This is a genomic window from Mycolicibacterium vaccae NBRC 14118 = CIP 105934 (assembly GCF_001552715.1).
Taxonomy (GTDB): domain Bacteria; phylum Actinomycetota; class Actinomycetes; order Mycobacteriales; family Mycobacteriaceae; genus Mycobacterium; species Mycobacterium vaccae.
The window spans coordinates 1-23338 of record NZ_BCRS01000071.1 but is presented as its reverse complement, the minus strand read 5'-3'; the positions used below and the strand labels follow the sequence as shown (position 1 = coordinate 23338).

The window sequence follows — 23338 nt, the reverse complement described above, 5'->3', positions numbered from 1 at the left end:
CACCGGCGAGCCGGTAAATTGAACACCGTTCAGGTTAGGGTAAGGGTGTGCAGCTTCACAAACGGGACGTGGTCGACGTGGCGACGCGGCTGCTGGACGACTACGGCATCGCCGACCTGTCGATGCGGCGGCTGGGCCGCGAGCTCAACGTGTCCGCCGGCGCGCTGTACTGGCATTTCGAGAACAAGCAGCAGCTGCTCGGCGCGGTGGCCGACCGCATTCTGGAGCCGGTCGCGGACGTCGACGGCGACTGGCGTGCCCGGATCGACGCCACCTGTACGCACTTGCGCAATGCGTTGCTCTCGCACACCGACGGCGCCGAGCTGGTGTCGGCCAGCTTCGCGGCCGGCCAGTCCGAGGCCATGATGCGTCTGCTCGGTAGGCTCAGCGACGCGGTCGCCGATGCCGGCGTCGGTTCCGCAGAGGCCGAACTGGCCGCCCGCACCGTGCTGTACTACGTGCTCGGCTTCACCGTCGACGAGCAGTCGCGCCTGCAGTGGGACGCCGCAGGCGCCGACGTGGTGCAGACGGTGTGGACCGAGGATCCCAGTGCCCGGTTCACGTTCGGGCTGCGGCTGCTCGTCGACGGCATCGCCGCGCACACCGCCGCCGGGGCGGCGCGGACTACCCCGCCCGGGTGATCGCATGTTCGACGCGTTCGTCGCCGTCCCAGTGCCGTAACCCCACCGCCGCGACGGGAATGTCACGAGTCAGCGGACGCAGCGCGAACACCGCCGGCAGCTGATCGACCGGGACCCTGCGCGCCAGCGTGACGTGTGGCGTCCACCGGCCCGGATCCGCGTGCGGCAGCGCACCTTTCGGCATGTGCGGCAGACAGGTCCGATACACGTCGGCCTGCAACGAGAGCAGTTCGACGCTCGGCACCAGCAGCCGCACCAGGGTGACGGCGCGGCCGGCACCGAACAGCATCGGTGCGCCGAGGACGCCGTGCAGCGGCAACCGGGCGAGCACGTCGGCCAGCGCGCGGTCGACGGCGCCGTCCATGTCCTCGGCGACGGTCAGTGTCACGTGCGGCCGGTTGGTCGGCGACCGGTGCCCGGCCATGCTGCGAATCCCGGCCTGGGACAACTCCTCCCACATCTCGCGTACCGCGGCCTCGGTCCCGGCGTCGAACAGCAGCTCGACAGAGTGCACCATCAGCCGGCCAGACCCGACACCCAGCTCCGGTCGAATGCGTCGGAGCTGAGGCGCTCGAAGTCGACGGCGCCGAGCGACCCGGCCCCTGCCGGCAGCGCGGCGCGAACCGGGCCGAGGCGCGCCAACGCGTCCCGGTTGTCGATCTCGGCGACCCCGGGTCGGGCCGGCCATGCGCCGATAACCAGACCGGCACTGGCGATCCCCCGGTGCGCCAACGCCTCCAACGTCAGCACGGTGTGGTTCAACGTGCCCAGGCCCGGCGCGACGACCGTCAGCACCGGCGCCCGGAGGTCGGCGGCGACGTCGCGCAGCGTCGTTCCACCGGCACCGATCTCGACCAGCAGCCCGCCCGCGCCCTCGACCAGGGTGAGCCGGCCGGGGCGAGACGCCGCCGCGACGAGGTCGAGAATCTCGGAGCGCTCGGGCAGCACGCCGCCGGCCCGCTGTGCGGCCGCAAGGGGCGCGAGCGGCTCGGGGAACCTCGCCAGCGAATGCAGATCGGTGATCCCGGCCAACCGGGCCACCTCGGCAAGGTCGTCGTCGCCGTCGCGGGTACCGGTCTGCACGGGTTTACACACCGCGACGTCGATCCCGGCCAGCCGTGCATGGCAGGCCAGCGCCGCAGTCGCGACGGTCTTGCCGATCCCGGTGCCGGTCCCGGTGACCACCAGGACACTCATGCCTGCGCCAGCACGTCGGTCAGGACCTCTCGGGCGAGCGTCATCTCGTCCTCGGTCAGCGACGCCCGTGCGGTCAGCCGCAGCCGGGACGTGCCCGCGGGCACGGTGGGCGGGCGGAAGCAGCCGACCCGGACTCCGCGGTCGAGGCAGGCGACGGCGGCGGCGAACGCAACCTCGGGCTCGCCAAGGATCACCGACACCACGGCCGACGTCGGCACGTCGGGCACCGCGCAGATCGAGGCCAGCGTCGCGGCGTGGTCAAGCACACGCTCTGCCCGCCAGGGTTCCTCGATCAACACCTCCAGCGCGGCGTGAGCGGCGCCGACCGCGGCGGGCGCCAGACCGGTGTCAAAGATGAAGGGACGGGCTGCGTCGATCAGGTGGTCGCGTACCGCGGCCGGGCCCAGCACCACCCCGCCCTGGCTGCCCAGCGCCTTGGACAGCGTGGTGGTCATCACGACGTCGGGGGCGCCGGCCAACCCGACCTCCTCGAGCAGTCCGCGGCCACCGGTCCCCCGCACGCCCAGACCGTGTGCCTCGTCGACGATCAGCAGGGCGCCGTGCCTGCGGCACGCGGCGTGCAGTTCGCGCAGCGGCGCGAGGTCCCCGTCGGCCGAGAACACCGAATCGGTGACCACGACGGCGCGGTCCTCCGACCGGGTGGCCAGCGCGTGCTCGACCGCGGCGGCGTCGTTGTGCGGGGTGACCGCCACACGCGCCCGCGACAACCGGCAGGCGTCGACCAGCGACGCGTGGGTCAGCGCATCGGAGACCAGCAGGGAGCCCGGGCCCGACAGCGCGACGACGGCGCCGAGGTTGGCGGTGTAACCCGCGGAGAACACGAGCGCGGACTCGGCACCGACGAACGCCGCCAGCGCGGACTCGAAGGTCTCGTGCAGCTCGGTGTTGCCGGTGACCAGGCGCGATCCGGTGGATCCGGCACCCCAGGTGCGCAGCGCCGCGACACCGCCGTCGATCACCCGCGGATGCTGGGAGAGCCCGAGGTAGTCGTTGGAGGCCAGGTCCAGCTCGGCGCCCACCGGCGGGCGGGTGCGCAGCGACCGGCGCAACCCGGCGGCGCGCCGCTGGGCTTCAACTGCGTCGAGCCAGGCCAACGGCGAAAGATCCACGCGGGTCACGGCGCTCCTCCTGGAAGGATTCGATCAGGCTGGCCGACTGGTGAAGACGTCGGCGAGTCGACCATTGAACACGTCGGCGAGCCGACCATTGAACACGTCGGCGAGCCGACCATTGAACACCGTTCAGGTTAATGCACGCGTGACCGCGATCATCGCCGAGGCAATCTGGGCGATGTCCGCGGCGGTGCAGATGTAGGGCGGCATCACATAGATCAGGTTCCGGAACGGGCGCAGCCAGACCCCGTGCTCGATCGCGACCGGTGTCGCCACAGCGAGGTCGACGGGCCGGTCCAGCTCGATCACCCCGATCGCGCCGAGCACCCGGACGTCGATGACGTGCGGCAATTCCGCGGCCGGCGCCAGACCTTCGCGGAGTCCTTCCGCGATGCTCTGCACCCGCGTCTGCCAGTCCGTGGCGAGCAGCAACTCGACCGAGGCCACACTCACCGCGCAGGCCAGCGCGTTCGCCATGAACGTCGGGCCGTGCATCAACGCCCCCGGCGGGTGGTCGCTGATCGTCTCGGCGACCGCGCGCGTGCACAGCGTGGCGGCCAGCGTCAGATACCCGCCGGTCAGAGCCTTGCCGACGCACATGATGTCGGGGCACACCCCGGCGTGGTCGGCGGCGAACATCGCCCCGGTCCTGCCAAACCCGGTGGCGATCTCGTCGAAGATCAGCAGCACCCCGTGCTCGTCGCACATGCGCCGCAGGTCGCCCAGGTACCGCGGATCGTGGAAACGCATCCCGCCTGCGCCCTGCACGACGGGCTCGACGATCACCGCCGCCAGCTCGTGGGCGTGGGCGGCCAGTTGCGTTTCGAACGCGTCGACGTAGTCGGGGTCGTAGGTGGCGGGCACCGGCGGGGCGAACACCTGGTCGGCGAGCAGCGAGTTCTTCCCGGTCCACAGCTCGTGCATGCCGCCCTGTGGGTCGCACACGCTCATCGGTGTGAACGTGTCGCCGTGATAGCCGCCGCGCCACGTCATCAACCGGCTCTTGGCGGTGTGGCCGGAGCTGCGCCAGTACTGCAGCGCCATCTTGACCGCCACCTCCACCGACACCGACCCCGAGTCGCTGAAGAACACCGTCTGCAGTGCGTCGGGGGTGACCTCGACGAGCAGTTGCGCCAGCCGCGCCGCGGGTTCGTGGGTGAGCCCGCCGAACATGACGTGGTTCATCGTCGCGAGCTGACGGGTGATCGCCGCGTCGAGCACCGGGTGGCCGTGCCCGTGCACCGCGGTCCACCAGGACGCCATCGCGTCCAGCACCTCGACCTCGCGGCCCTGATGGGCCAGTGTCAGCCATGCTCCGCGCGCGCCGACGGCGACCACCGGCGCGAGCGCATCCGCACCGATCGGGCTGTACGGATGCCAGATGTGAGCGGCGTCGACGGCGCTGATCTCGATAGGCGTCATCGCAGGCACCTTCGGTAGATTAGCCGTCGACCATGATGACCCTCGCCCCCGCCCGGCCGGCATCGACGAGAGCCCCGGGCCCTACTTCGGCAGCGCGCCCGGCGCGTGGTGCGGGGATGGGCACCCGCAATTCGGGCTTCTACCGGCACGATCTGGACGGTCTCCGCGGCGTGGCCATCGCGCTTGTCGCGGTGTTCCACGTGTGGTTCGGCCGGGTCTCCGGCGGCGTCGACGTCTTCCTCGTGCTGTCGGGCTTCTTCTTCGGCGGACGCCTGCTGCGCGGCGCGCTGACCCCGGGAGTCGCACTGCGGCCGGTGCCGGAGGTCACCCGGCTGATCCGGCGACTGCTGCCCGCGCTGGTCGTGGTGCTGGCCGTGTCCGCCGTGCTGACGGTGCTGATCCAGCCCCAGACACGCTGGGAGACCTTCGCCGACCAGAGCCTGGCCAGCCTCGGCTACTACCAGAACTGGGAGCTGGCCCGCACCGCGTCGGACTACCTGCGCGCCGGCGAGACCGTCAGCCCGCTGCAGCACATCTGGTCGATGTCTGTGCAGGGCCAGTTCTACATCGCATTCCTGGCGTTGATCATGTTGTCGGCGTGGTTGTTCCGCCGCGTCTTCGGCAGGCACGCGCGCGTGGCGTTCGTCATCCTGCTCAGCGCGCTGACCGTCGCGTCGTTCATCCACGCCGTCAACGCGCACAACATCGACCAGGCCACGGCGTACTACGACAGCTTCGCCCGCGCGTGGGAGCTGCTGCTCGGCGCGCTGGTGGGCGCGGTGGTGCCTTATGTGCGGTGTCCGATGTGGCTGCGCACCGTGCTCGCCGTCGTCGCTCTCGGCGCAATCCTGTCCTGCGGCGCGCTGATCGACGGGGTGCGCGAGTTCCCCGGCCCGTGGGCGCTGGTCCCGGTCGGCGCGACACTGCTGTTCATCCTGACCGCGGCCAACCGCTACGCCGATCCGTATACGGCGGGGCGGATCCCGGCACCGAACCGGCTGCTGGCATCGAGGCCCTTCGTGGCGCTCGGCGCGATGGCCTACTCGCTGTACCTGTGGCACTGGCCGCTGCTGATCTTCTACCTGGCCTACACCGGCAGCTCGCGGGTCAACTTCATCGAAGGCGCGTCGGTGCTCCTGGTATCGGGCGTGCTCGCGTGGTTGACCACCCGCTACGTCGAGGAGCCGCTGCGGGTGCGCAGCTCGGCTGCGGCCACCGGCCCGGTCCGAGCCGTGTCGCTGTGGTCGCGCCTGCGCCGGCCCACGATCGTGCTGGGCTCTGCCGTCGCGCTGCTGGCGGTGGCGCTGACCGCGACGTCGTTCACCTGGCGCGAACACGTCACGGTGCTGCGCGCCAACGGCAAGGAACTGTCGGTGCTGTCCACCCGCGACTACCCCGGCGCGCGGGCGCTGGTCGAGAACGCCAGGGTGCCGCAGCTGCCGATGCGCCCGACAGCGCTCGAAGCCAAGAACGACATCCCGCAGTCCACCGTCGACGGCTGCATCAGCGACTTCGACAACGTCGGCATCATCAACTGCACCTACGGCGACAGGGCGGCCGCCCGCACCATCGCGCTGGCCGGCGGCTCGCACGCCGAGCACTGGATCACCGCGCTGGACCTGCTCGGCCGGCTGCACAATTTCAAGGTCGTCACCTACCTGAAGATGGGCTGCCCGCTGACCACCGAGGAGACGCCGTTGGTGATGGGGAACAACAATCCCTATCCCAAGTGCCGGGAATGGAACGACCGGGTGCTGCCCAAGATCATCGCCGACCACCCTGACTACGTCTTCACCACCTCCACCCGTCCGTGGAACATCAAGCCGGGCGACGTGATGCCCTCGAGCTATCTCGGTATCTGGCAGGAGCTGTCGGACAACGGGATTCCGGTGCTGGCCATGCGCGACACCCCGTGGATGGTGCGCGACGGGGAACCGTTCTTCCCGTCTGACTGCCTCTCCGACGGCGGCGACGCCGTCTCCTGCGGCATCGAGAGATCCGAAGTACTGTCTGATCGCAACCCGACACTGGATTACGTCAAGCGGTTCCCGCTGCTGAAGCCGCTGGACATGACCGACGCAGTGTGTCGTGTCGACTACTGCCGGGCGGTGGAGGGAAACGTGTTGGTGTACCACGATGCGCACCACATCTCGTCGACGTACATGCGCACCATGACCGATGAGCTGGGCCGCCAGATCGGCGCGGCCACCGGCTGGTGGTCCGGCTGATGCCCCCCACCGAGGGCTCGTCCGTCCATGCGGTCTGGCCCGGTGACTCCTATCCGCTCGGCGCCACCTATGACGGTGCGGGAACGAACTTCTCGGTGTTCTCCGAGGTCGCCGAACGTGTCGAATTGTGTCTGATCGGCAAGGACGGCCGGGAACAGCGCATCGAACTCGAGGAGGTCGACGGCTTCGTCTGGCACTGCTATCTGCCCACGGTGACCCCCGGCCAGCGGTACGGGTTCCGGGTGCACGGGCCGTGGGATCCCGGCGCCGGGCACCGGTGCGATGCCAGCAAGCTGTTGCTCGACCCGTACGGCAAGTCGTTCCACGGCGACTTCGCCTTCTCCCAGGCGCTGTACTCCTACGATCTGCAGGCCGAGGATCCGGCCGGCGGCGGGGTGCCGCCGCGCGTGGACTCACTGGGTCACACGATGACCAGCGTGGTCATCAACCCGTTCTTCCAGTGGGGTTCGGACCGCCCGCCCCGCACGCCCTACCACGAGACGGTGATCTACGAGGCGCACGTCAAGGGCATGACGCAGACCCATCCCGGGGTGCCGCAGGAACTGCGCGGCACGTATGCCGGTCTCGCCCACCCGGTGATCATCGACCACCTGAAGTCGCTGAACGTCACGGCGATCGAACTGATGCCGGTGCACCAGTTCATGCACGACCACCGGCTGCTCGACCTCGGGCTGCGAAACTACTGGGGCTACAACACCTTCGGGTTCTTCGCGCCGCACAACCAGTACGCCGCCAACCGCAACGCCGGCGGCGCGGTCGCCGAGTTCAAGACCATGGTGCGCGCGTTCCACGAAGCCGGGATCGAGGTGATCCTCGACGTGGTCTACAACCACACCGCCGAAGGTAACCACCTGGGCCCGACGATCAACTTCCGCGGCATCGACAACGGCGCCTACTACCGTCTGCTCGACGGCGATCTCCGCCTCTACAAGGACTTCACCGGAACCGGCAACAGCCTCAACGCCCGCCATCCGCACACGCTGCAGCTGATCATGGACTCGCTGCGGTACTGGGTGATCGACATGCACGTCGACGGGTTCCGATTCGACCTGGCCTCGACACTGGCCCGCGAGTTCTACGACGTCGACCGACTCTCGGCGTTCTTCGACATCATCCAGCAGGATCCCGTCATCAGCCAGGTGAAGTTGATCGCCGAGCCGTGGGACATCGGTGAAGGTGGTTATCAGGTCGGCAATTTCCCAGGTTTGTGGACCGAATGGAATGGGAAGTATCGCGACACTGTGCGTGATTACTGGCGGGGAGAGCCCGCAACCCTAGGCGAGTTCGCGTCCCGGCTGACCGGGTCGTCGGACCTTTACGAGGCGACGGGCCGCAGGCCCTCCGCCAGCATCAACTTCGTCACCTGCCATGACGGGTTCACCCTCAACGACCTCGTGTCCTACAACGAGAAGCACAATGAGGCCAACGGCGAGGACAACCGCGACGGCGAGAGCCACAACCGGTCGTGGAACTGCGGTGTGGAGGGGCCGACCGACGACCCTGAGATCCGCACGCTGCGCGGCAAGCAGATGCGCAACATCCTGGCCACGCTGATGCTCTCGCAGGGCACGCCGATGATCGCGCACGGCGACGAGATGGGCCGCACCCAGCAGGGCAACAACAACGTCTACTGCCAGGACTCCGAGCTGTCCTGGATGGACTGGTCACTGTGTGACACCAACGCCGATCTGGTCGAATTCACCCGCAGGGTAATCAAGTTCCGCAAGGACCATCCGGTGTTCCGGCGCAGGCGGTTCTTCGAGGGCAAGCCGCTGCGCACCGGCGATCAGGTGCGCGACATCGCCTGGCTGAACCCGTCCGGGCAGGAGATGACGCAGCAGGACTGGGGTTCGGGCTTCGAATGCATCTCGGTCTTCCTCAACGGCGAGGCCATCCCGGCTCCCGACGAACGCGGTGAACGCGTCACCGACGACTCGTTCCTGTTGTGCTTCAACGCCCACGACGAACCGCTGGATTTCGTGGTGCCCGACGGCGACTACGCCAAGGAGTGGACCGGCGCCATCGACACCGCCGAACCGCAGGGCGTAAGCACGCTGGAAGTGGTTGCCGGGCAGACGATCTCGCTGGAGGCTCACTCGCTCCTCGTGCTGCGTAAGACGGCCTGACCATGACCGTACTGTCCACCTACCGACTGCAGATGCGCGGGCCGGCCAGCGGCGAGGCGTTCACCTTCGCCGATGCCGAGAACCTGGTCGACTATCTGGCCGAACTGGGCGTCTCGCACCTGTACCTGTCTCCCATCCTGACCGCCGGCGAGGGCTCCACGCACGGCTACGACGTCACCGACCCCACGACCATCTCCGCCGAACTCGGCGGACCCGAGGGATTCGACCGCCTGGTGCGGCGGGCGCGCGCCGCCGGACTCGGTGTCGTGGTCGACATCGTCCCCAACCACGTCGGCGTCGAGTCCCCCGAGCAGAACGCGTGGTGGTGGGACCTGTTGACCCACGGTCGCCAGTCGCGCTACGCGTCGTTCTTCGACGTGGACTGGACCCTCGACCCCGATGGCCGGATCGTGCTGCCGGTGCTCGGTTCCGACGACGACGTCGCGGACCTGACCGTCGACGGCGAGGTGCTGCGACTCGGCGACCGGACGTGGCCGATCGCACCGGGCACCGAGCCGGATGCCCAGCCGGGGACCGGCCCGCAGGTGCACGACCGCCAGCACTACAAGCTGATCGGCTGGCGCAACAACGTGTGCGGCTACCGGAGGTTCTTCTCGATCACCTCGCTGGCCGGTCTGCGCCAGGAGGACCGCGCGGTCTTCGATGCCACGCACGAAGAGGTCCGGCGCTGGCTGACCGAAGGCCTGGTGGACGGCATCCGCATCGACCATCCGGACGGATTGTCCGATCCCGCAGGCTATCTCACGTGGTTGCGGGAGCTCGCCGGGCCGCAGGCCTGGATCGTCATCGAGAAGATCCTCGCCGTGGACGAGGGCCTCGACGACAGCCTGCCCGTGGCGGGGACCACCGGCTACGACGCGTTGCGCGAGTGCGGCGGCCTGTTCGTCGACCCGTCCGGCAAGAAAGCTCTGACCGCGCTGGTCGAGGCGGCGGGCGTGGACCATGCGGCCGCCCACGCGGAGGCGCGGGAACTCAAGAAGCAGGCAGTCACCGTCACGCTCGGCAGTGAACTCGCTCGACTGCGCCGTACCGTCGTCGCTGCCACCGGCCGGGACCACGACCGTCTCCCGGAAGCGATCTCCGTGCTGCTCAGCCACATCGGCGTCTATCGGTCCGACTACCCGTCGCTGTCCACGGTGCTCCCGGTGGCCCTCGCCGAGACCGCCACCGAGCAGCCCGAACTGGCCGATGCGCTCGAACTGCTCGCCGCCGCACTGCCCCACCGCGAGGTCGAGGTGCGGCTGCAACAACTGTGCGGCGCCGCTACCGCCAAGTCGATGGAGGACTGCCTGTTCTACCGCGACGCCCGACTGGTGTCGCTCAACGAGGTCGGCGGAGAACCCGACCGGTTCGGGGTCAGCGCTGCCGAATTCCACCAACGGGCCGCGGTGCGCGCAGCGATGTGGCCGGCCGCGATGACGACCCTGACCACCCACGACACCAAGCGCGGCGAGGACGTGCGCGCCCGCATCGGGGTGCTCTCGCAGGTTCCGTCGCTGTGGTCGGAGTTCGTCCAGGGCTGGCAGACCAGCGCCCCTCCCCCGGACCCGGTCACCGGACTGTTCCTGTGGCAGAACATGTTCGGGGTGTGGCCGGCGGACGGGTCGGTGACCGACAGCGTGAGGCAGCGTCTGCACGCCTACACCGAGAAGGCGATCCGTGAGGCCGCGCTGCACACGTCGTGGAACGACCCCGACGAGCAGTTCGAAGCCGCCGTGCACGGCTGGGTGGACACCGTCATCGACGGTCCGGTCGGGGCCGAGATGACCGCATTGGTGAGCCGCCTCGACGCGCACGGCCGCACCGACGCGCTCGGCCAGAAACTGATCATGCTGACCGCACCGGGGGTGCCCGACGTATATCAGGGCACCGAGTTGTGGGAGGACAGCCTGGTGGATCCGGACAACCGGCGCGCGGTGGACTACGCCGCCCGCCGTCAGGCCCTGGCCTCCGGGGAGCACCCGAAGATGCGGGTGGTGCGCGCGGCGCTGCACCTTCGCCGCGAACGGCCCGACACGTTCCTGTCCGGCGGGTACCAGCCGTTACTCGCCGACGGCGACGCTGCAGAGCACGTGGTGTCGTTCCTGCGGGGCGAGGACGTGGTGGTGGCGGCCAGCAGGTGGACCGCGCGTCTGGACGAGACCGGTTGGGGGGAAACCTCTTTGACGCTTCCCGAGGGAACCTGGACGGATCGCCTGACCGGGGTGTCGAGGCACGGACGGGTCCGCACCTCGGACCTGTTCGCCGGCCTGCCCGCCGCGCTGCTGGTGCGTGACGATGCCTGACCACGAATTCGCGGTGTGGGCGCCGCGACCCGAACTTGTGCGACTCGACGTCGACGGCACGCTGCACCCCATGACACGCGATGACGACGGCTGGTGGCGCGCCGTCGTCGACGCCGCCCCCGACGCCCGGTACGGGTTCGTGCTCGACGACGACCCGAAGGTGCTGCCCGATCCCCGTTCGGCACGCCAGCCCGACGGCGTCCACGAACGCTCCGCACTGTGGCAGCCCTCCCCCGACGCATGGTCGGACGCAGGCTGGAAAGGCCGCTCGATCGAGGGCTCGGTCATCTACGAGCTGCACATCGGCACCTTCACCCCCGGCGGCACCTTCGACTCGGCGATCGAGAAGCTGCAGCACCTGGTCGATCTCGGCGTGGACTTCGTCGAGGTGATGCCGGTCAACGCGTTCGGCGGCACGCACGGCTGGGGCTACGACGGGGTGCTCTGGTATGCGGTGCACGAACCCTACGGCGGTCCCGACGGGCTGATCCGGTTCGTCGACGCCTGCCACGACCTGGGTCTGGGCGTACTCATCGACGCGGTGTTCAACCACCTCGGCCCGTCGGGCAACTACCTGCCGCAGTTCGGGCCCTATCTGTCCAGCGGGTCCAATCCGTGGGGCGAGTCGATCAACATCGCCGACGCCGGCGCCGACCAGGTGCGCCGCTACATCCTGGATTGTGCGCTGCGCTGGATGCGGGACTTCCACGCCGACGGTTTGCGCCTCGACGCCGTGCACGCGCTGGTGGACACCACCGCGATCCACATCCTCGAAGAGCTCTCCACCGAAACCGACGCGCTGGCAGAGGAAGTCGGCAGGCCGCTGTCCCTGATCGCCGAGAGCGACATGAACGATGCGCGGCTGATCACCCCGCGCGAGAACGGTGGCCTCGGCCTGACCGCGCAGTGGGACGACGACATCCACCACGCGATCCACACCGCCGTGTCCGGCGAACGCCAGGGCTACTACGGCGATTTCGGCAGCATCGAGACCCTGGCCCAGACGCTGCGCAACGGGTTCTTCCACGCCGGGACCTATTCGTCGTTCCGCGGCCGCAGGCACGGCCGCCCGCTCGACACGTCCACGATCCCGGCCACCCGTCTGTTGGCCTACACCGTGACCCACGACCAGGTCGGTAACCGGGCCGTCGGTGACCGGCCCTCGCAGAATCTGACCGCAGGCCAGCTGGCCGTCAAGGCCGCGCTGGTGCTCGGATCGCCCTACACGGCAATGCTTTTCATGGGCGAAGAGTGGGCCTCGTCGTCACCGTTCCAGTTCTTCAGCTCCCACCCCGAACCTGAGCTCGCACGCGCGACCGCCGAGGGCCGCAAACGCGAGTTCGCAGAGCACGGCTGGGACGCCGACGCGATCCCCGATCCGCAGGATCCGCAGACCTTCCAGCGTTCCAAGTTGAACTGGGACGAGGTCGGCGTCGGCGACCACGCGAAGCTGCTGGAGTTCTACCGCAGCCTTGTCGCGCTGCGCCGCACCGAGCCGGACATGGCCGACCCCTGGCTCGACGACCTCCGCACCGACTACGACGAGGATGCCCGGTGGCTGGTGATGCACCGCGGCACATTGGCGATCGCCTGCAATCTGAACTCCGAACCGGTCGACGTGCCCGTCGCCGGCGAGGTGGTGCTGGCATGGGACGCACCGACCGTCGGCGACGAGAGCACCCGCGTCAACGGGCACAGCGTGGCGATCCTGCGGCGTCAGGTCAGGTAGCGGTAGGTCGGCGACCCGGGCTCGAGCAGCTCGATGTGGCACTCCGAGGCGTCCATCCGGGCGAGCAGCCCCTCCAGATCCGACGCCGCAGCCATCTCGATGCCGACCAGCGCCTCACCGGTCTCGCGGTTGTTGCGCTTGACGTACTCGAACAGCGTGATGTCGTCGTTGGGCCCGAGCACCTCGTCGAGGAAGCGTCGCAGCGCGCCCGGCTCCTGCGGGAAGTCGACTAGGAAGTAGTGCTTGAGCCCGAGGTGCACCAGCGAGCGTTCCAGGACCTCGCCGTAGCGGGACACGTCGTTGTTGCCGCCGGAGATCAGGCACACCACCGTCGATCCCGGCTCGATGTCGGCGTCGAGCAGCGCGGCCACCGACAGCGCGCCCGCGGGCTCGGCGATGATGCCCTCGTTCTGGTACAGGTCGAGCATCGCGGTGCACACCGCACCTTCGTCGACCGTCGTGATCGACACCATGTCCCCCGCCGCCGACAACGCCGCGAACGGATGCGCGCCGACCCGCGCGACCGCGGCCCCGTCGACGAACTGGTCGACCTCGGGCAGCGTGACGGGTTCACCCTTGGCCAGCGCAGCCACCAGTGAGGCTGCCCCGGCCGGTTCGACGCCGAGGACCGACGTCGTCGCGGTGCGCTCCGCCAGATAGGTGGTGATCCCACTGATGCACCCGCCGCCGCCCACGGGCACCACGACCACATCCGGCTCGAAGCCGAGCTGGTCGAGGATCTCCACGGCGATGGTGCCCTGCCCGGCCATCGTGCGCAGGTCGTCGTACGGCGGTACCAGCGTCGCCCCGGTGCGGGTGACGTCGTCGAGCGCCGCTTCGGCAGCCATGTCGAAGGTCTTTCCGCCGACGATCAACTCGATGAAGTCACCGCCGTGATAGCGGATGCGGTTGCGCTTCTGCTTCGGCGTCTTGGCCGGGACGTACACGCGGCCGTGGACACCCATGGAACGGCAGGCCAGCGCGAAGCCCTGCGCGTGGTTACCCGCGGACGCACACACCACCCCGGCGGCCTTCTCCTCGGGGCTCAACTGCATGAGCAGGTTGTAGGCGCCCCGGAGTTTGTAGGACCGCACCGCCTGCAGGTCCTCGCGCTTGAGGTAGACCTGGGCTCCGGTCAGCGCCGACACCCGCTCGCTGAGCTGCAGCGGGGTCTGGGACACCACCGCGGAAATTCGCTGCGCCGCCGCGTCGATGTCCGCCGCGCGCAGCGGCGCGGAGGGATCGATCCGGAGACCCTGGCTCAGCTCGGTGGACACCCGGACAATGGTGCCACCAGATCGCGCTCGGGGAGAAATGCGGGGAACTCGCCCGTCCACAACCCATGTTTCGGGTGGCCGAAAACTTTGATGCGAGCTATCGTGAACACATGACGACCGCCGAACAGTTCCGAGCCGTAGTGGCCCGTCCGGCCGCGTCGTTGTCGGTGGCAGGGGTCCCCTGGCCCGCCTACAAAGTGCTCTCCCTCCTCGTCGGTCTGCTGGTGTTCGTCCTGGTCGGCCTCGCCACCATGGCCGCGGGTCCGGCAGTCCTCAGCGGAGCCGGCGCCGCCACCGTGCTGTGGCTGAGCCTCGGGTTGCTCTGCTCACTGCGCCGTTAGCTGGTCTCGCTCCGCACGGATCGCCTCGGTCTGGTTGAAGCGTCGGCGCTCGACGGCACGGAACCCGTCCGGCACCCCGCGATCCTGGTCGGTGACCACCCACAGCACCGCGCAGCCCCGCAGTTCGTCCGCCGCGGGCGTCCACCGTTGCGCGAACAGCGCGTCGCGCTCCAGCGCGCTGCGCACCCGGCCCACCTCACTGAGCCGGTCGTCGCGGTGCAAGCGGGCACCTTCGAGGGCGTCGGCCAGCGTCGGCGGGGCGGCGGCATCGACGGTGAGACAGTCCCCCGGCCGGCTCTCGGCGGCCAGAAAGTCGGCGGTCTGGCTGTAGTCCGAGCCGTACTTGGCGTACAACCCCCGCTGGGCCAGGTAGTTCGGTAACGCGGCCAGTGCGATCGCGACCAGCAGAGCGCCGATCCGACGGACATCGCGGCCGACGACCACCACGGCGAGCCCGACCAGCAGCGCCACCCCCGGCGTGGTGAACGTCAGGTAATGCGGCTGATACAGCGGTTGGTCCACCAGCGAATACCCGATCAGCAGCGCGGTGGGTGCGGCGATCCACACCGCCGCCGTCCAGATCAACAACCGGGGACCGGCGCCCAGCACCGCCCCCGCCCGGCCGCGTCGCCACACCGCGACAGCCGATATCGCGGCGATCACGACGATCAGTGGGGCCACCCGCGCCCACGCCCGCATCGCGACCGCGAGTTGCCCGGCGGTGAACTGGTTTTGATCGGGACCGACGACCCGCATCGCGTCCGAATACACCGACGGAAAGTACTGTTCGCCGAAGACCTGACCGAGGGTGACCAGGCTGACGGGCCAGATCCAGCCGACCTGGCTCTGCTGCGCGACGATGACCAGCAGCAGCGGCCACACCGCCGCGACCGCGGCCACGGTCGCGATCACCCACGCCACCAGGGGCCGCCGCGACGGCGCCGACACCAGCAGCAGCACCGCGTGCACCACGACAAGGAGCAGCACCATCACGTTGACCGCGATCGTCACTGCCAGGGCGGCCGCGTAGCCGACCCACAGCACGGCGCGGTTGCGGCGTGCGGCGAGCACGACCAGCACCGTCAGCCAGACCGCGCAGGCGATCGTCAGCGCGTAGGACCGGGCGTCCCCACCGGCCAGGGTGGTGCGCGGAAGCACCGCGAACACCACGCCGGCCGCGACTCCCACCGCGGGTGTGCACAGCTGCCGGCCCAGCACGACCACGCCCGCGGCGGCCACCCCGACGGCCAACGCACTCGGGAGCCGCGCCCAGGTCTCGGTCACCGGAAAAAGCAGGAACCAGACGTGCAGCAGCAGGTCGTAGAGACCATGCACCGCATCGACGTTCCGCCACAACGCCCACAGTTCGCTCAGCGATCGCGTCGAAGCCGACAGGGTTGCGGCCTCGTCGATCCACAGCGACGGCCGCCCGGCCCCTGCGGCACTGAGGATTGCGGCGAGCACACCGACCAGCAGCGCGCCCGCCCGGCCTCGGCCGGGCCACGCCGCCACCGCGGTCATCCGCCGAGGCAGCCCGGCCCGAGCAGTTCCTTGAGGTCACCCATCAACGCCGAGGACGGGGTTACCCGAAGCGATTGATCCAACTCCAGCGTGGTGATGCGCTCACCACTGATCAGCCGCAGATGCACCTGCGCCGTCCCGGGGTGTCGCGCCAGCACCTGCTTGAGCGCGGACACCTTGTCGACGGTGCACTGCCGTGTCGGCAGGCTGACCGCGACCGGACGATTCGCCTGGGCGCTCGAAAAGTCCGGAACGATGAGCTCGTTGGCGATCAGCGAGATGCGGTCGTCACGAATCGCGACCTTGGCACCCACCAGCACCACCACGTCGTCGGCGATCTCGGCGCCGAACATCGAGTACGTCTGTGGGAAGAACAGCACCTCGATACCGCCGGTGAGATCCTCGATCTGCGCCGAGGCCCACGGCAACCCGTTCTTGTTGACGCGCCGGTTCACCGACGCGAGGATGCCGCCGACCCGGACCTGGGCATCGTTGGGCACGTCGCCGTCGAGGATGGCCGGGATCTGGGTGTCGACCTGCGCGGCGAGCAGGTGGGCGATCCCGTTGAGCGGGTGACCCGACACGTACAGGCCGAGCATCTCGCGTTCCAGGGCAAGCTTGTGCTTGTCCTCCCACTCCTCGTCGGGCACCTTGATGGTGAACACCGAGTCGCCGCCGCCGCCCGCGCCGTCGTCCCCGCCGCCGAAGAGGTCGAACTGGCCCATCGCCTCGGCCTTCTTGGTGCCCAGCACCGAGTCGACCGCGTCGGTGTGCACGAGGAAGAGGCCCTTGCGGGGATGGCCCAGCGAGTCGAACGCGCCCGCCTTGATCAACGACTCCGTCACCTTCTTGTTGCAGGCGGCGATGTCGATCTTGTTGAGGTAGTCCGAGAAGTCGGTGTACTTGCCCTTCTCGGAGCGGGTGTTGACCAGTGAGGCCACGACGTTCGCGCCGACGTTGCGCACCGCGCCCAGACCGAATCGGATGTCGTCGCCGACCGAGGCGAAGTTCTGCACCGACTCGTTGACATCCGGCGGCAACACCGTGATGCCCAGCCTGCGGCAGTCCGCCAGATAGACCGCGGCCTTGTCCTTGTCGTCACCCACCGACGTCAGCAGACCCGCCATGTACTCGGCCGGATAGTTGGCCTTCAGATAGGCCGTCCAGTACGACACCAGCCCGTAGCCCGCCGCGTGCGACTTGTTGAACGCGTAGCCGGCGAACGGAAGGATGGTGTCCCACAGCGCTTTCACCGCGGCCTCGGAGAAACCGTTGGCGGTCATGCCCTCGCGGAAGCCCTTGTACTCGGCTTCGAGCACCTCAAGCTTCTTCTTACCCATGGCTTTTCGCAGCGCATCGGCCTTGCCCATGGTGTAGGACGCGACCTTCTGGGCGATGAACATGATCTGCTCTTGGTAGACGATCAGGCCGTAGGTCTCGGACAGGATCTCTTTGAGCGGCTCTTCGAGCTCGGGGTGGATCGGCTTGATCGGCTGCCGGCCGTTCTTGCGGTCGGCGTAGTCGTTGTGGGCGTTCATGCCCATCGGGCCGGGGCGGTACAGCGCCAGCACCGCGACGATGTCGTTGAACTCGGTGGGCTGCATGCGGCGCAGCAGGTCTCGCATCGGCCCGCCGTCGAGCTGGAACACGCCCAGGGTGTCACCGCGGCCGAGCAGTTCGTAGGCCTTCGGGTCGTCGAGGGCCAGCGACTCCAGGTCGACATCGACGCCACGGTTGGCCTTGATGTTCTCGATGCAGTCGCCGATGATCGTCAGGTTCCGCAGCCCGAGGAAGTCCATCTTCAGCAGGCCGATGGCCTCGCACGACGGGTAGTCCCACCCGGTGATCACCGCGCCGTCCTGCGGGCGGCGCCACAGCGGGATCGAGTCGATGAGCGGTTCGGAGCTCATGATCACCGCGCACGCGTGCACACCGGCATTACGGACCAGGCCCTCCAGGCCCCGCGCGGTCTCGTAGATGGTGCGCACATCGGGGTCGGTGTCGATCAGGGCCCGGACCTCGGCGGCTTCCTTGTACCGCTCGTGGGTCGGGTCGGTGATGCCCGAGACCGGGATGTCCTTGGCCATGATCGGCGGCGGCAGCGCCTTGGTGATCCGGTCGGCGATCGCGAAACCGGGCTGGCCGTAGTGCACCCGCGCCGAGTCCTTGATCGCGGCCTTGGTCTTGATGGTGCCGAACGTGATGACCTGCGCGACACGGTCGCTGCCCCACTTGTTGGCCGCGTAGCGCAGCATCTCGCCGCGCCGGCGGTCATCGAAGTCGATGTCGATGTCGGGGGCCGACGGCCGCTCCGGGTTCAGGAACCGCTCGAACAGCAGGCCGTGCGGGATCGGGTCGATGTTGGTGATCCCCATGGCGTAGGCCACGAGAGAACCTGCGGCCGAACCACGGCCGGGGCCGACCCGGATGCCGACGGACTTCGCATAGTTGATCAGGTCCGCGACGATCAGGAAGTAGGCCGGGAAGCCCTTGTCGCAGATGACCTTGATCTCGTACTCGGCGCGCGAGATGTACTCCGCGGGCACCGACCCGTCGGCGACGTTCTGGAAGCGGCGTTCCAGCCCCGCCATCACCTCGTGGTGCAGCCACGACCCCTGGTCGTGCCCGTCGGGGACCGGGAAGACCGGCATCCGGTCCCGCGGCGCCCACACGTCGGCGTAGGGCTGCACCCGTTCGGCGATCAGCAGCGTCGAGTCGCAGGCCCCGGGTACCTGGCCGTCCCACAGCGCACGCATCTCGGCCGCCGACTTCAGGTAGTAGCCGTCGCCGTCGAATTTGAAGCGCGTCGGGTCCGAGAGCGTCTTACCGGTCTGGATGCACAGCAGCGCCTCGTGGTTCTGGGACGCCTCGCGGGTCACGTAGTGGCAGTCGTTGGTGGCCAGCGGCGGGATGCCCAGCTTCTGGCCGATCTCCAGGAGCCCCTCACGTACGCGTCGCTCGATGTCGAGGCCGTGGTCCATGAGCTCGAGGAAGAAGTTGTCCGGGCCGAAGATCTCGCGCCATCTGGCGGCCGCTTCGAGAGCCTCCTGCCGATGGCCCAGCCGCAGCCGGGTCTGCACCTCACCGGAGGGGCAACCGGTGGTGGCGATGATGCCCTCGGCGTGCTCGGCGATGATCTCGGCGTCCATGCGCGCCCACTTGCCGAGCTGACCCTCGAACGAGGCCAGCGACGAGAGTTTGAACAGGTTGCGCAGACCCGTCGCGTTCTCGGCGACCATCGTCATGTGGGTGTAGGACCCGCTGCCGGAGACGTCGTCGGACTTCTGGCTCGGATCACCCCAGAGGACACGCTTGGTGTCGAACCGCGAAGCCGGGGCGATGTACGCCTCGATCCCGATGATCGGCTTGATGCCGACGTCGGTCGCCGCGTTGTAGAACTCGCTGGCGCCGAACATGTTTCCGTGGTCGGTCATGCCGATTGCGGGCATTTCCAGTCGTTGCGCCTCGGCCAGCATCGGCTTGACCTTCGCGGCGCCGTCGAGCATCGAGTACTCGGTGTGGTTGTGGAGATGCACGAATGACCCGCTCATAGGGAAGCCAGTCTAGGACCGCCCACCGACAGCGCCCGGCGTGTCGGGCTGCGTGTCTCGCGTTCGCCGCGTCACGCGTCGACAGGCGCCGGCCGCTGCGAATCCAGCAACCCGTGAGCCAGACAACCGAACAATTGCCTGGCTATCCCGGAAGCGTGTTCGTCCCCGCCGATGAAGCCGGTGTGGAACCCGAGCCCCCAGAACAGGGCACCGAGCATGTCGGCGACCGCGTGCGCATCGGTGTCGGGCGGCAACTCACCGCGCCGGACAGCCTCGACGACGACCGCGTCGTAGAACGCGTGCACAGCTGCGGCCAGCGCGCTCGCGGTGTCGTGGCGGTGAGTACCGCGGTGGTGGTCGATCCGGGCGGTGACGAGCACCTTCATCAGGGCCGGCTCGGCGGCTCCCAGCCGCTGGATCCCGGCGCCGAACACCGCCAACTGCGTAAGCAGTGTTTTCGCCTGCACCGCCTCGGCAGCACAGGCGTCGACGCTGTCGCGCACGTCGGCGAGCAGCGCCTCGTAGAGCTGCTCGCGGGTTGCGTAGTAGTAGTGCAGCGTGGGTCTGCTCACTCCCGCCCGCGCGGCGATCTGCTGGAACGTCGCGGCGTGGTATCCCCGCTCGGCGATGAGTTCCCGCGCGGCGCACACGATCGTGCGGCGCGTCTGCTCGGAGTCTGCCCCCACCGGACGTCCCCGTTTCCGCACCGCGGACACAGCCGGGGCGTCATACTCCACGAGCAAACGTTAGGACATAGCTATCGAACGGTCAACGGCAACTTTCGCAAATTCAGACCGGACTCGGCTGAGGAGACCGCCGATCGGCGCGGGCACGGCGGAGCGCGTCCGCGGTGAAAACCAGCAGCGCCAGCCAGATCAACGCGAAGCCCACCCATCGCATCGGCGGCATCGGTTCGCCGCCGACCAGCACGCCCCAGGACATCTGCATCACCGGCGTCACGTAGAACAACAGGCCCAGCGTGACCATCGGCAGCCGGTGCGCGGCCGCGGCGAACAACAGCAGCGGCAGCGCGGTCAGCACCCCGGACAGGAGCAGCAGCACGACATGCGACGCGCCGTGGCCGGTCAGGGTGCCACCGCCGCCGGCCTGCAGCACGACCAGATATGCGAGCGCGAACGGCGTCGCGATCGCGGCTTCCAGCCCGACGCTGACCCGCGGATCGACGCGGACCAGTTTCTTCACCGCGCCGTACAGCGCGAACGAGAACGCCAAGCCGAGACCCACCAGCGGTGGCTGCCCCACCTGCACGGTCAGGATCACCACCGCCACCACCGCGATCGCGAGTGCGCCGAACTGCCAGCGGTTGAGCCTCTCCCGGAAGATCAGCATCCCGAGCGCGATCGCCACCAGCGGGTTGATGAAATAGCCGAGCGCGGCGTCGACCACGTGTCCGTTGTTGACCGCGTACACGTAGATCAGCCAGTTCGCTGAGATCAGCCCGGCCGCCGCGAACAGCAGCAGCCACGTACGCCGGTCGATCGTGCGCAGGTCGGACAACCGGCCCACCACCGCGACCACGACGACCATCAGCGCGAAACTCCAGATGATGCGGTGCGCGAGGATCTCCACCGCGCCTGCGGGTTTCAGCAGCGGGAAGAAGGCCGGGAACAGGCCCCACATCACGTAGGCGCCGGCTCCGAAGAGCAGACCCGACCTCACCGGTCGTGCCGGCGCAGGATGTCGAGCGCGTGCTGCAGGTCCGCCGGATACGGGCTGGTGATCTCCATCCACCGACCGTCCGCCGGATGCGCGAAGGCCAGCGAGCGCGCGTGCAGCCACTGCCGTTCCAGCCCCAGCTTTTTCGCCAGCGTCGGGTCGGCACCGTAGGTCAGGTCGCCGCAACACGGGTGGTGCAGCGCGGCGAAATGCACCCGGATCTGGTGCGTGCGTCCGGTTTCCAGCTCGATGTCGAGCAGGCTGGCCGCCTGGTGGGCCTCCAGCGTGTCGTAGTGGGTGACGCTGTTGCGGCCGCCCTCGACGACCGCGAACTTCCAGTCATGGCCGCGGTGCCGACCGATCGGAGCGTCGATGGTGCCGCTGGACGGATCCGGATGACCCTGCACCAGAGCGTGATACCGCTTGTGCACGGTGCGCTGCTTGAACGCCCGCTTGAGGACGGTGTAGGCGCGCTCGGACAGCGCCACCACCATCACCCCGGAGGTGCCGACGTCCAGACGGTGCACGATGCCCTGCCGCTCGTGGATCCCCGAGGTGCTGATCCGGAAGCCGGCGGCGGCGAGCCCGCCCAGCACCGTCGGCCCGTGCCAGCCGACGGTGGCGTGCGCGGCCACCCCGGGCGGCTTGTCGACGGCGACGATGTCGTCGTCGGAGTAGAGGATCGTCATGCCCTCGATCTGTTCGGGGACGTTCTCCACCGGCGGTGGCGCTTCGGGCAGCCGGACCTCGAGCCAGGCGCCCGCGGTCAGCTTGTCGGACTTGGCCGCCGGCGCCCCGTCGAGTTCGACCCCGCCGTCCTCCGCGATCGCGGCGGCCGCCGTGCGCGACAGCCCGAGCAGCCTGGCCAGCCCGGCGTCCACCCGCATCCCGGCCAGCCCCTCGGGCACCGGCATCGACCGTGTGGTCATCCGTTCTCGGACTTTTCGCCCTCGTCCGGCGTGCGCCGGCCAACGGTGTCGTAATCGAACCCCAGCAGCGACAGGATCACCAGCAGGATCGCCCCGCCGACCACCGACGGGTCGGCCACGTTGAACACCGGCCACCAGCCGATGGACAGGAAGTCGACGACGTGGCCGCGCAGCGGTCCCGGCGACCGGAAGAACCGGTCCACCAGGTTGCCCAGCGCGCCGCCCAGGATCAACCCGAGCCCGACCGCCCACCACGGCGACACCAGCCGCCGGCCCATCCAGATGATGCCGATCACCACACCGGTGGCGACCAGCGTCAGCACCCAGGTGTATCCGGTGGCCATCGAGAACGCCGCGCCCGAGTTGCGCACCAGCGTCCACGTCACGGTGTCGCCGATGATCGACACCGGCTGACCGGGCGTCAGAAGTTTGACCGCGAGCACCTTGGTGATGACGTCGAGGACGAGCACCACGCCCGCGACGGTGAGCAGCAGGCGCAGCCGGCGCGGCACCGACGTCGCGGCCGGCGCCCCCTCGGCAGCCTTGTCGTCACCTGTCGTGGGCTCGACCGGGCTCGACGATTCATCAGTCACGCCTCCATCATCGCAAAGCTCCGGTGGGTGAGAATCCCAGCCATGGGTCGTCTCGTCGTCATCGCCACCGGAGGCACGATCTCGACGAGTGCCGACGCCGACGGGGTGAAGCGTCCCGCACGTACGGGCGCCGAGCTGACCGCCGGCCTCGACGTCGAGGTCGTGGACCTGCTCGCGGTGGACAGCTCGCTGCTGACCCCGGCCGACTGGGACCGGATCGGGGCCGCGGTCGCCGACGCGGCGGCCTCCGGCGCGGACGGCGTCGTGGTGACGCACGGCACCGACACCATGGAGGAGACCGCCCTCTGGCTGGCGCTGACCTACGACGGAACCGTCCCGGTGGTGCTCACCGGCGCGCAGCGCAGCGCTGACGCACCGGATGCCGACGGCCCCGCCAATCTGCGGGACGCGCTGGCGGTCGCGGCCCGGCCCGAGTCGCGTGGCGCCGGGGTGATCGTGAGCTTCGCCGGTGCTGTCTTCGCGGCCCTCGGCGTGCACAAGGTGTCGACGGCCGACCTGCAGAGCTTCGGCGGGTACGCCGCCGGCGCCGGCCGCACGCGGCCGTACCTCGGGCCGCTGCGCGCGGCCGATGCCCCGCGGGTGGACATCGTCGCCGCCTACCCGGGTGCCGACACCGCGGCGCTCG

Annotated in this window: 18 protein-coding genes; 7 read left to right on the top strand and 11 right to left on the bottom strand. The window is 69.1% G+C overall.

The features are described 5' to 3' along the window. The first annotated feature begins 47 nt into the window (after positions 1–47). The gene (locus tag MVA01S_RS15185; RefSeq protein WP_003932008.1) at positions 48–641 is read left to right on the top strand and encodes a TetR/AcrR family transcriptional regulator C-terminal domain-containing protein; all 594 of its coding nucleotides are present in this window, start codon (positions 48–50) and stop codon (positions 639–641) included. Here MVA01S_RS15185 and MVA01S_RS15180 read toward each other — a convergent pair. The 4 genes from MVA01S_RS15180 to MVA01S_RS15165 all read right to left on the bottom strand — a co-directional run bounded on the left by MVA01S_RS15180 (position 625) and on the right by MVA01S_RS15165 (position 4402). Then, a complete protein-coding gene (locus MVA01S_RS15180) occupies positions 625–1158 on the bottom strand; it encodes a 2'-5' RNA ligase family protein (protein ID WP_003932007.1) in 534 nt (177 codons plus the stop codon). The two genes, MVA01S_RS15185 and MVA01S_RS15180, sit on opposite strands and share 17 nt — an antisense overlap. Beyond that, complete coding sequence (bioD, locus tag MVA01S_RS15175) at positions 1158–1838, bottom strand: dethiobiotin synthase (protein WP_003932006.1); 681 nt, start codon at positions 1836–1838, stop codon at positions 1158–1160. The genes MVA01S_RS15180 and bioD overlap by 1 nt, the downstream gene beginning before the upstream one ends. Continuing rightward, the gene (locus tag MVA01S_RS15170) at positions 1835–2977 is read right to left on the bottom strand and encodes an 8-amino-7-oxononanoate synthase (protein WP_003932005.1); all 1143 of its coding nucleotides are present in this window, start codon (positions 2975–2977) and stop codon (positions 1835–1837) included. The genes bioD and MVA01S_RS15170 overlap by 4 nt, the downstream gene beginning before the upstream one ends. A gap of 123 nt (positions 2978–3100) precedes the next feature. Then, the gene (locus tag MVA01S_RS15165; protein WP_003932004.1) at positions 3101–4402 is read right to left on the bottom strand and encodes an adenosylmethionine--8-amino-7-oxononanoate transaminase; all 1302 of its coding nucleotides are present in this window, start codon (positions 4400–4402) and stop codon (positions 3101–3103) included. A gap of 23 nt (positions 4403–4425) precedes the next feature. Between MVA01S_RS15165 and sucT the strand changes: the two genes are divergently transcribed. The 4 genes from sucT to treZ are packed head-to-tail and all read left to right on the top strand — an operon-like array spanning position 4426 to position 12803. Then, entirely contained in the window at positions 4426–6621 is a 2196-nt protein-coding gene (gene sucT / locus MVA01S_RS15160; RefSeq protein WP_040542146.1) for an acetyltransferase SucT, read from the top strand. Then, positions 6621–8768, top strand: a complete 2148-nt coding sequence (gene glgX, locus MVA01S_RS15155; RefSeq protein WP_040542236.1) for a glycogen debranching protein GlgX — start codon at positions 6621–6623, stop codon at positions 8766–8768. Before sucT ends, glgX begins: the two co-directional genes overlap by 1 nt. Positions 8769–8770: 2 nt before the next feature. After that, on the top strand, positions 8771–11074 hold the full coding sequence (treY, locus tag MVA01S_RS15150; protein ID WP_003932001.1) for a malto-oligosyltrehalose synthase: 2304 nt from the start codon (positions 8771–8773) through the stop codon (positions 11072–11074). Then, complete coding sequence (treZ, locus tag MVA01S_RS15145; RefSeq protein ID WP_003932000.1) at positions 11067–12803, top strand: malto-oligosyltrehalose trehalohydrolase; 1737 nt, start codon at positions 11067–11069, stop codon at positions 12801–12803. The genes treY and treZ overlap by 8 nt, the downstream gene beginning before the upstream one ends. Here treZ and ilvA read toward each other — a convergent pair. Continuing rightward, positions 12791–14080, bottom strand: a complete 1290-nt coding sequence (gene ilvA / locus MVA01S_RS15140; protein WP_003931999.1) for a threonine ammonia-lyase IlvA — start codon at positions 14078–14080, stop codon at positions 12791–12793. The genes treZ and ilvA overlap by 13 nt on opposite strands. A 110-nt stretch (positions 14081–14190) precedes the next feature. On the opposite strand from ilvA, the gene MVA01S_RS15135 reads away from it, so the two are divergent. Then, positions 14191–14421, top strand: coding sequence for a hypothetical protein (locus MVA01S_RS15135; RefSeq protein ID WP_003931998.1), 231 nt, complete (start codon positions 14191–14193; stop codon positions 14419–14421). On the opposite strand, the gene MVA01S_RS15130 is transcribed toward MVA01S_RS15135, so the two are convergent. From MVA01S_RS15130 to lspA, 6 genes are all read right to left on the bottom strand, one after another. Then, positions 14407–15942, bottom strand: coding sequence for a glycosyltransferase family 39 protein (locus MVA01S_RS15130; protein WP_051015328.1), 1536 nt, complete (start codon positions 15940–15942; stop codon positions 14407–14409). The two genes, MVA01S_RS15135 and MVA01S_RS15130, sit on opposite strands and share 15 nt — an antisense overlap. Further along, positions 15939–19493, bottom strand: a complete 3555-nt coding sequence (gene dnaE, locus MVA01S_RS15125; RefSeq protein ID WP_003931996.1) for a DNA polymerase III subunit alpha — start codon at positions 19491–19493, stop codon at positions 15939–15941. Before dnaE ends, MVA01S_RS15130 begins: the two co-directional genes overlap by 4 nt. Positions 19494–19564: 71 nt before the next feature. Continuing rightward, positions 19565–20179 carry a TetR/AcrR family transcriptional regulator gene (locus tag MVA01S_RS15120; protein ID WP_237024375.1) on the bottom strand — a complete coding sequence of 205 codons (615 nt, stop codon included), beginning with the start codon at positions 20177–20179 and terminating at the stop codon, positions 19565–19567. A 103-nt stretch (positions 20180–20282) separates the two neighbouring features. Continuing rightward, positions 20283–21173 (bottom strand): EamA family transporter RarD, encoded by an 891-nt coding sequence (gene rarD, locus MVA01S_RS15115; RefSeq protein WP_003931994.1) that lies wholly within the window; start codon positions 21171–21173, stop codon positions 20283–20285. Continuing rightward, positions 21170–22099 carry an RluA family pseudouridine synthase gene (locus MVA01S_RS15110; RefSeq protein ID WP_003931993.1) on the bottom strand — a complete coding sequence of 310 codons (930 nt, stop codon included), beginning with the start codon at positions 22097–22099 and terminating at the stop codon, positions 21170–21172. Before MVA01S_RS15110 ends, rarD begins: the two co-directional genes overlap by 4 nt. Continuing rightward, positions 22096–22692 carry a signal peptidase II gene (lspA, locus tag MVA01S_RS15105; RefSeq protein WP_003931992.1) on the bottom strand — a complete coding sequence of 199 codons (597 nt, stop codon included), beginning with the start codon at positions 22690–22692 and terminating at the stop codon, positions 22096–22098. Before lspA ends, MVA01S_RS15110 begins: the two co-directional genes overlap by 4 nt. Positions 22693–22734: 42 nt before the next feature. Here lspA and MVA01S_RS15100 point away from each other — a divergent pair. After that, positions 22735–23338, top strand: a 604-nt coding sequence (locus tag MVA01S_RS15100) for an asparaginase domain-containing protein (protein ID WP_060941627.1), incomplete at its 3' end; no start/stop codon positions are given.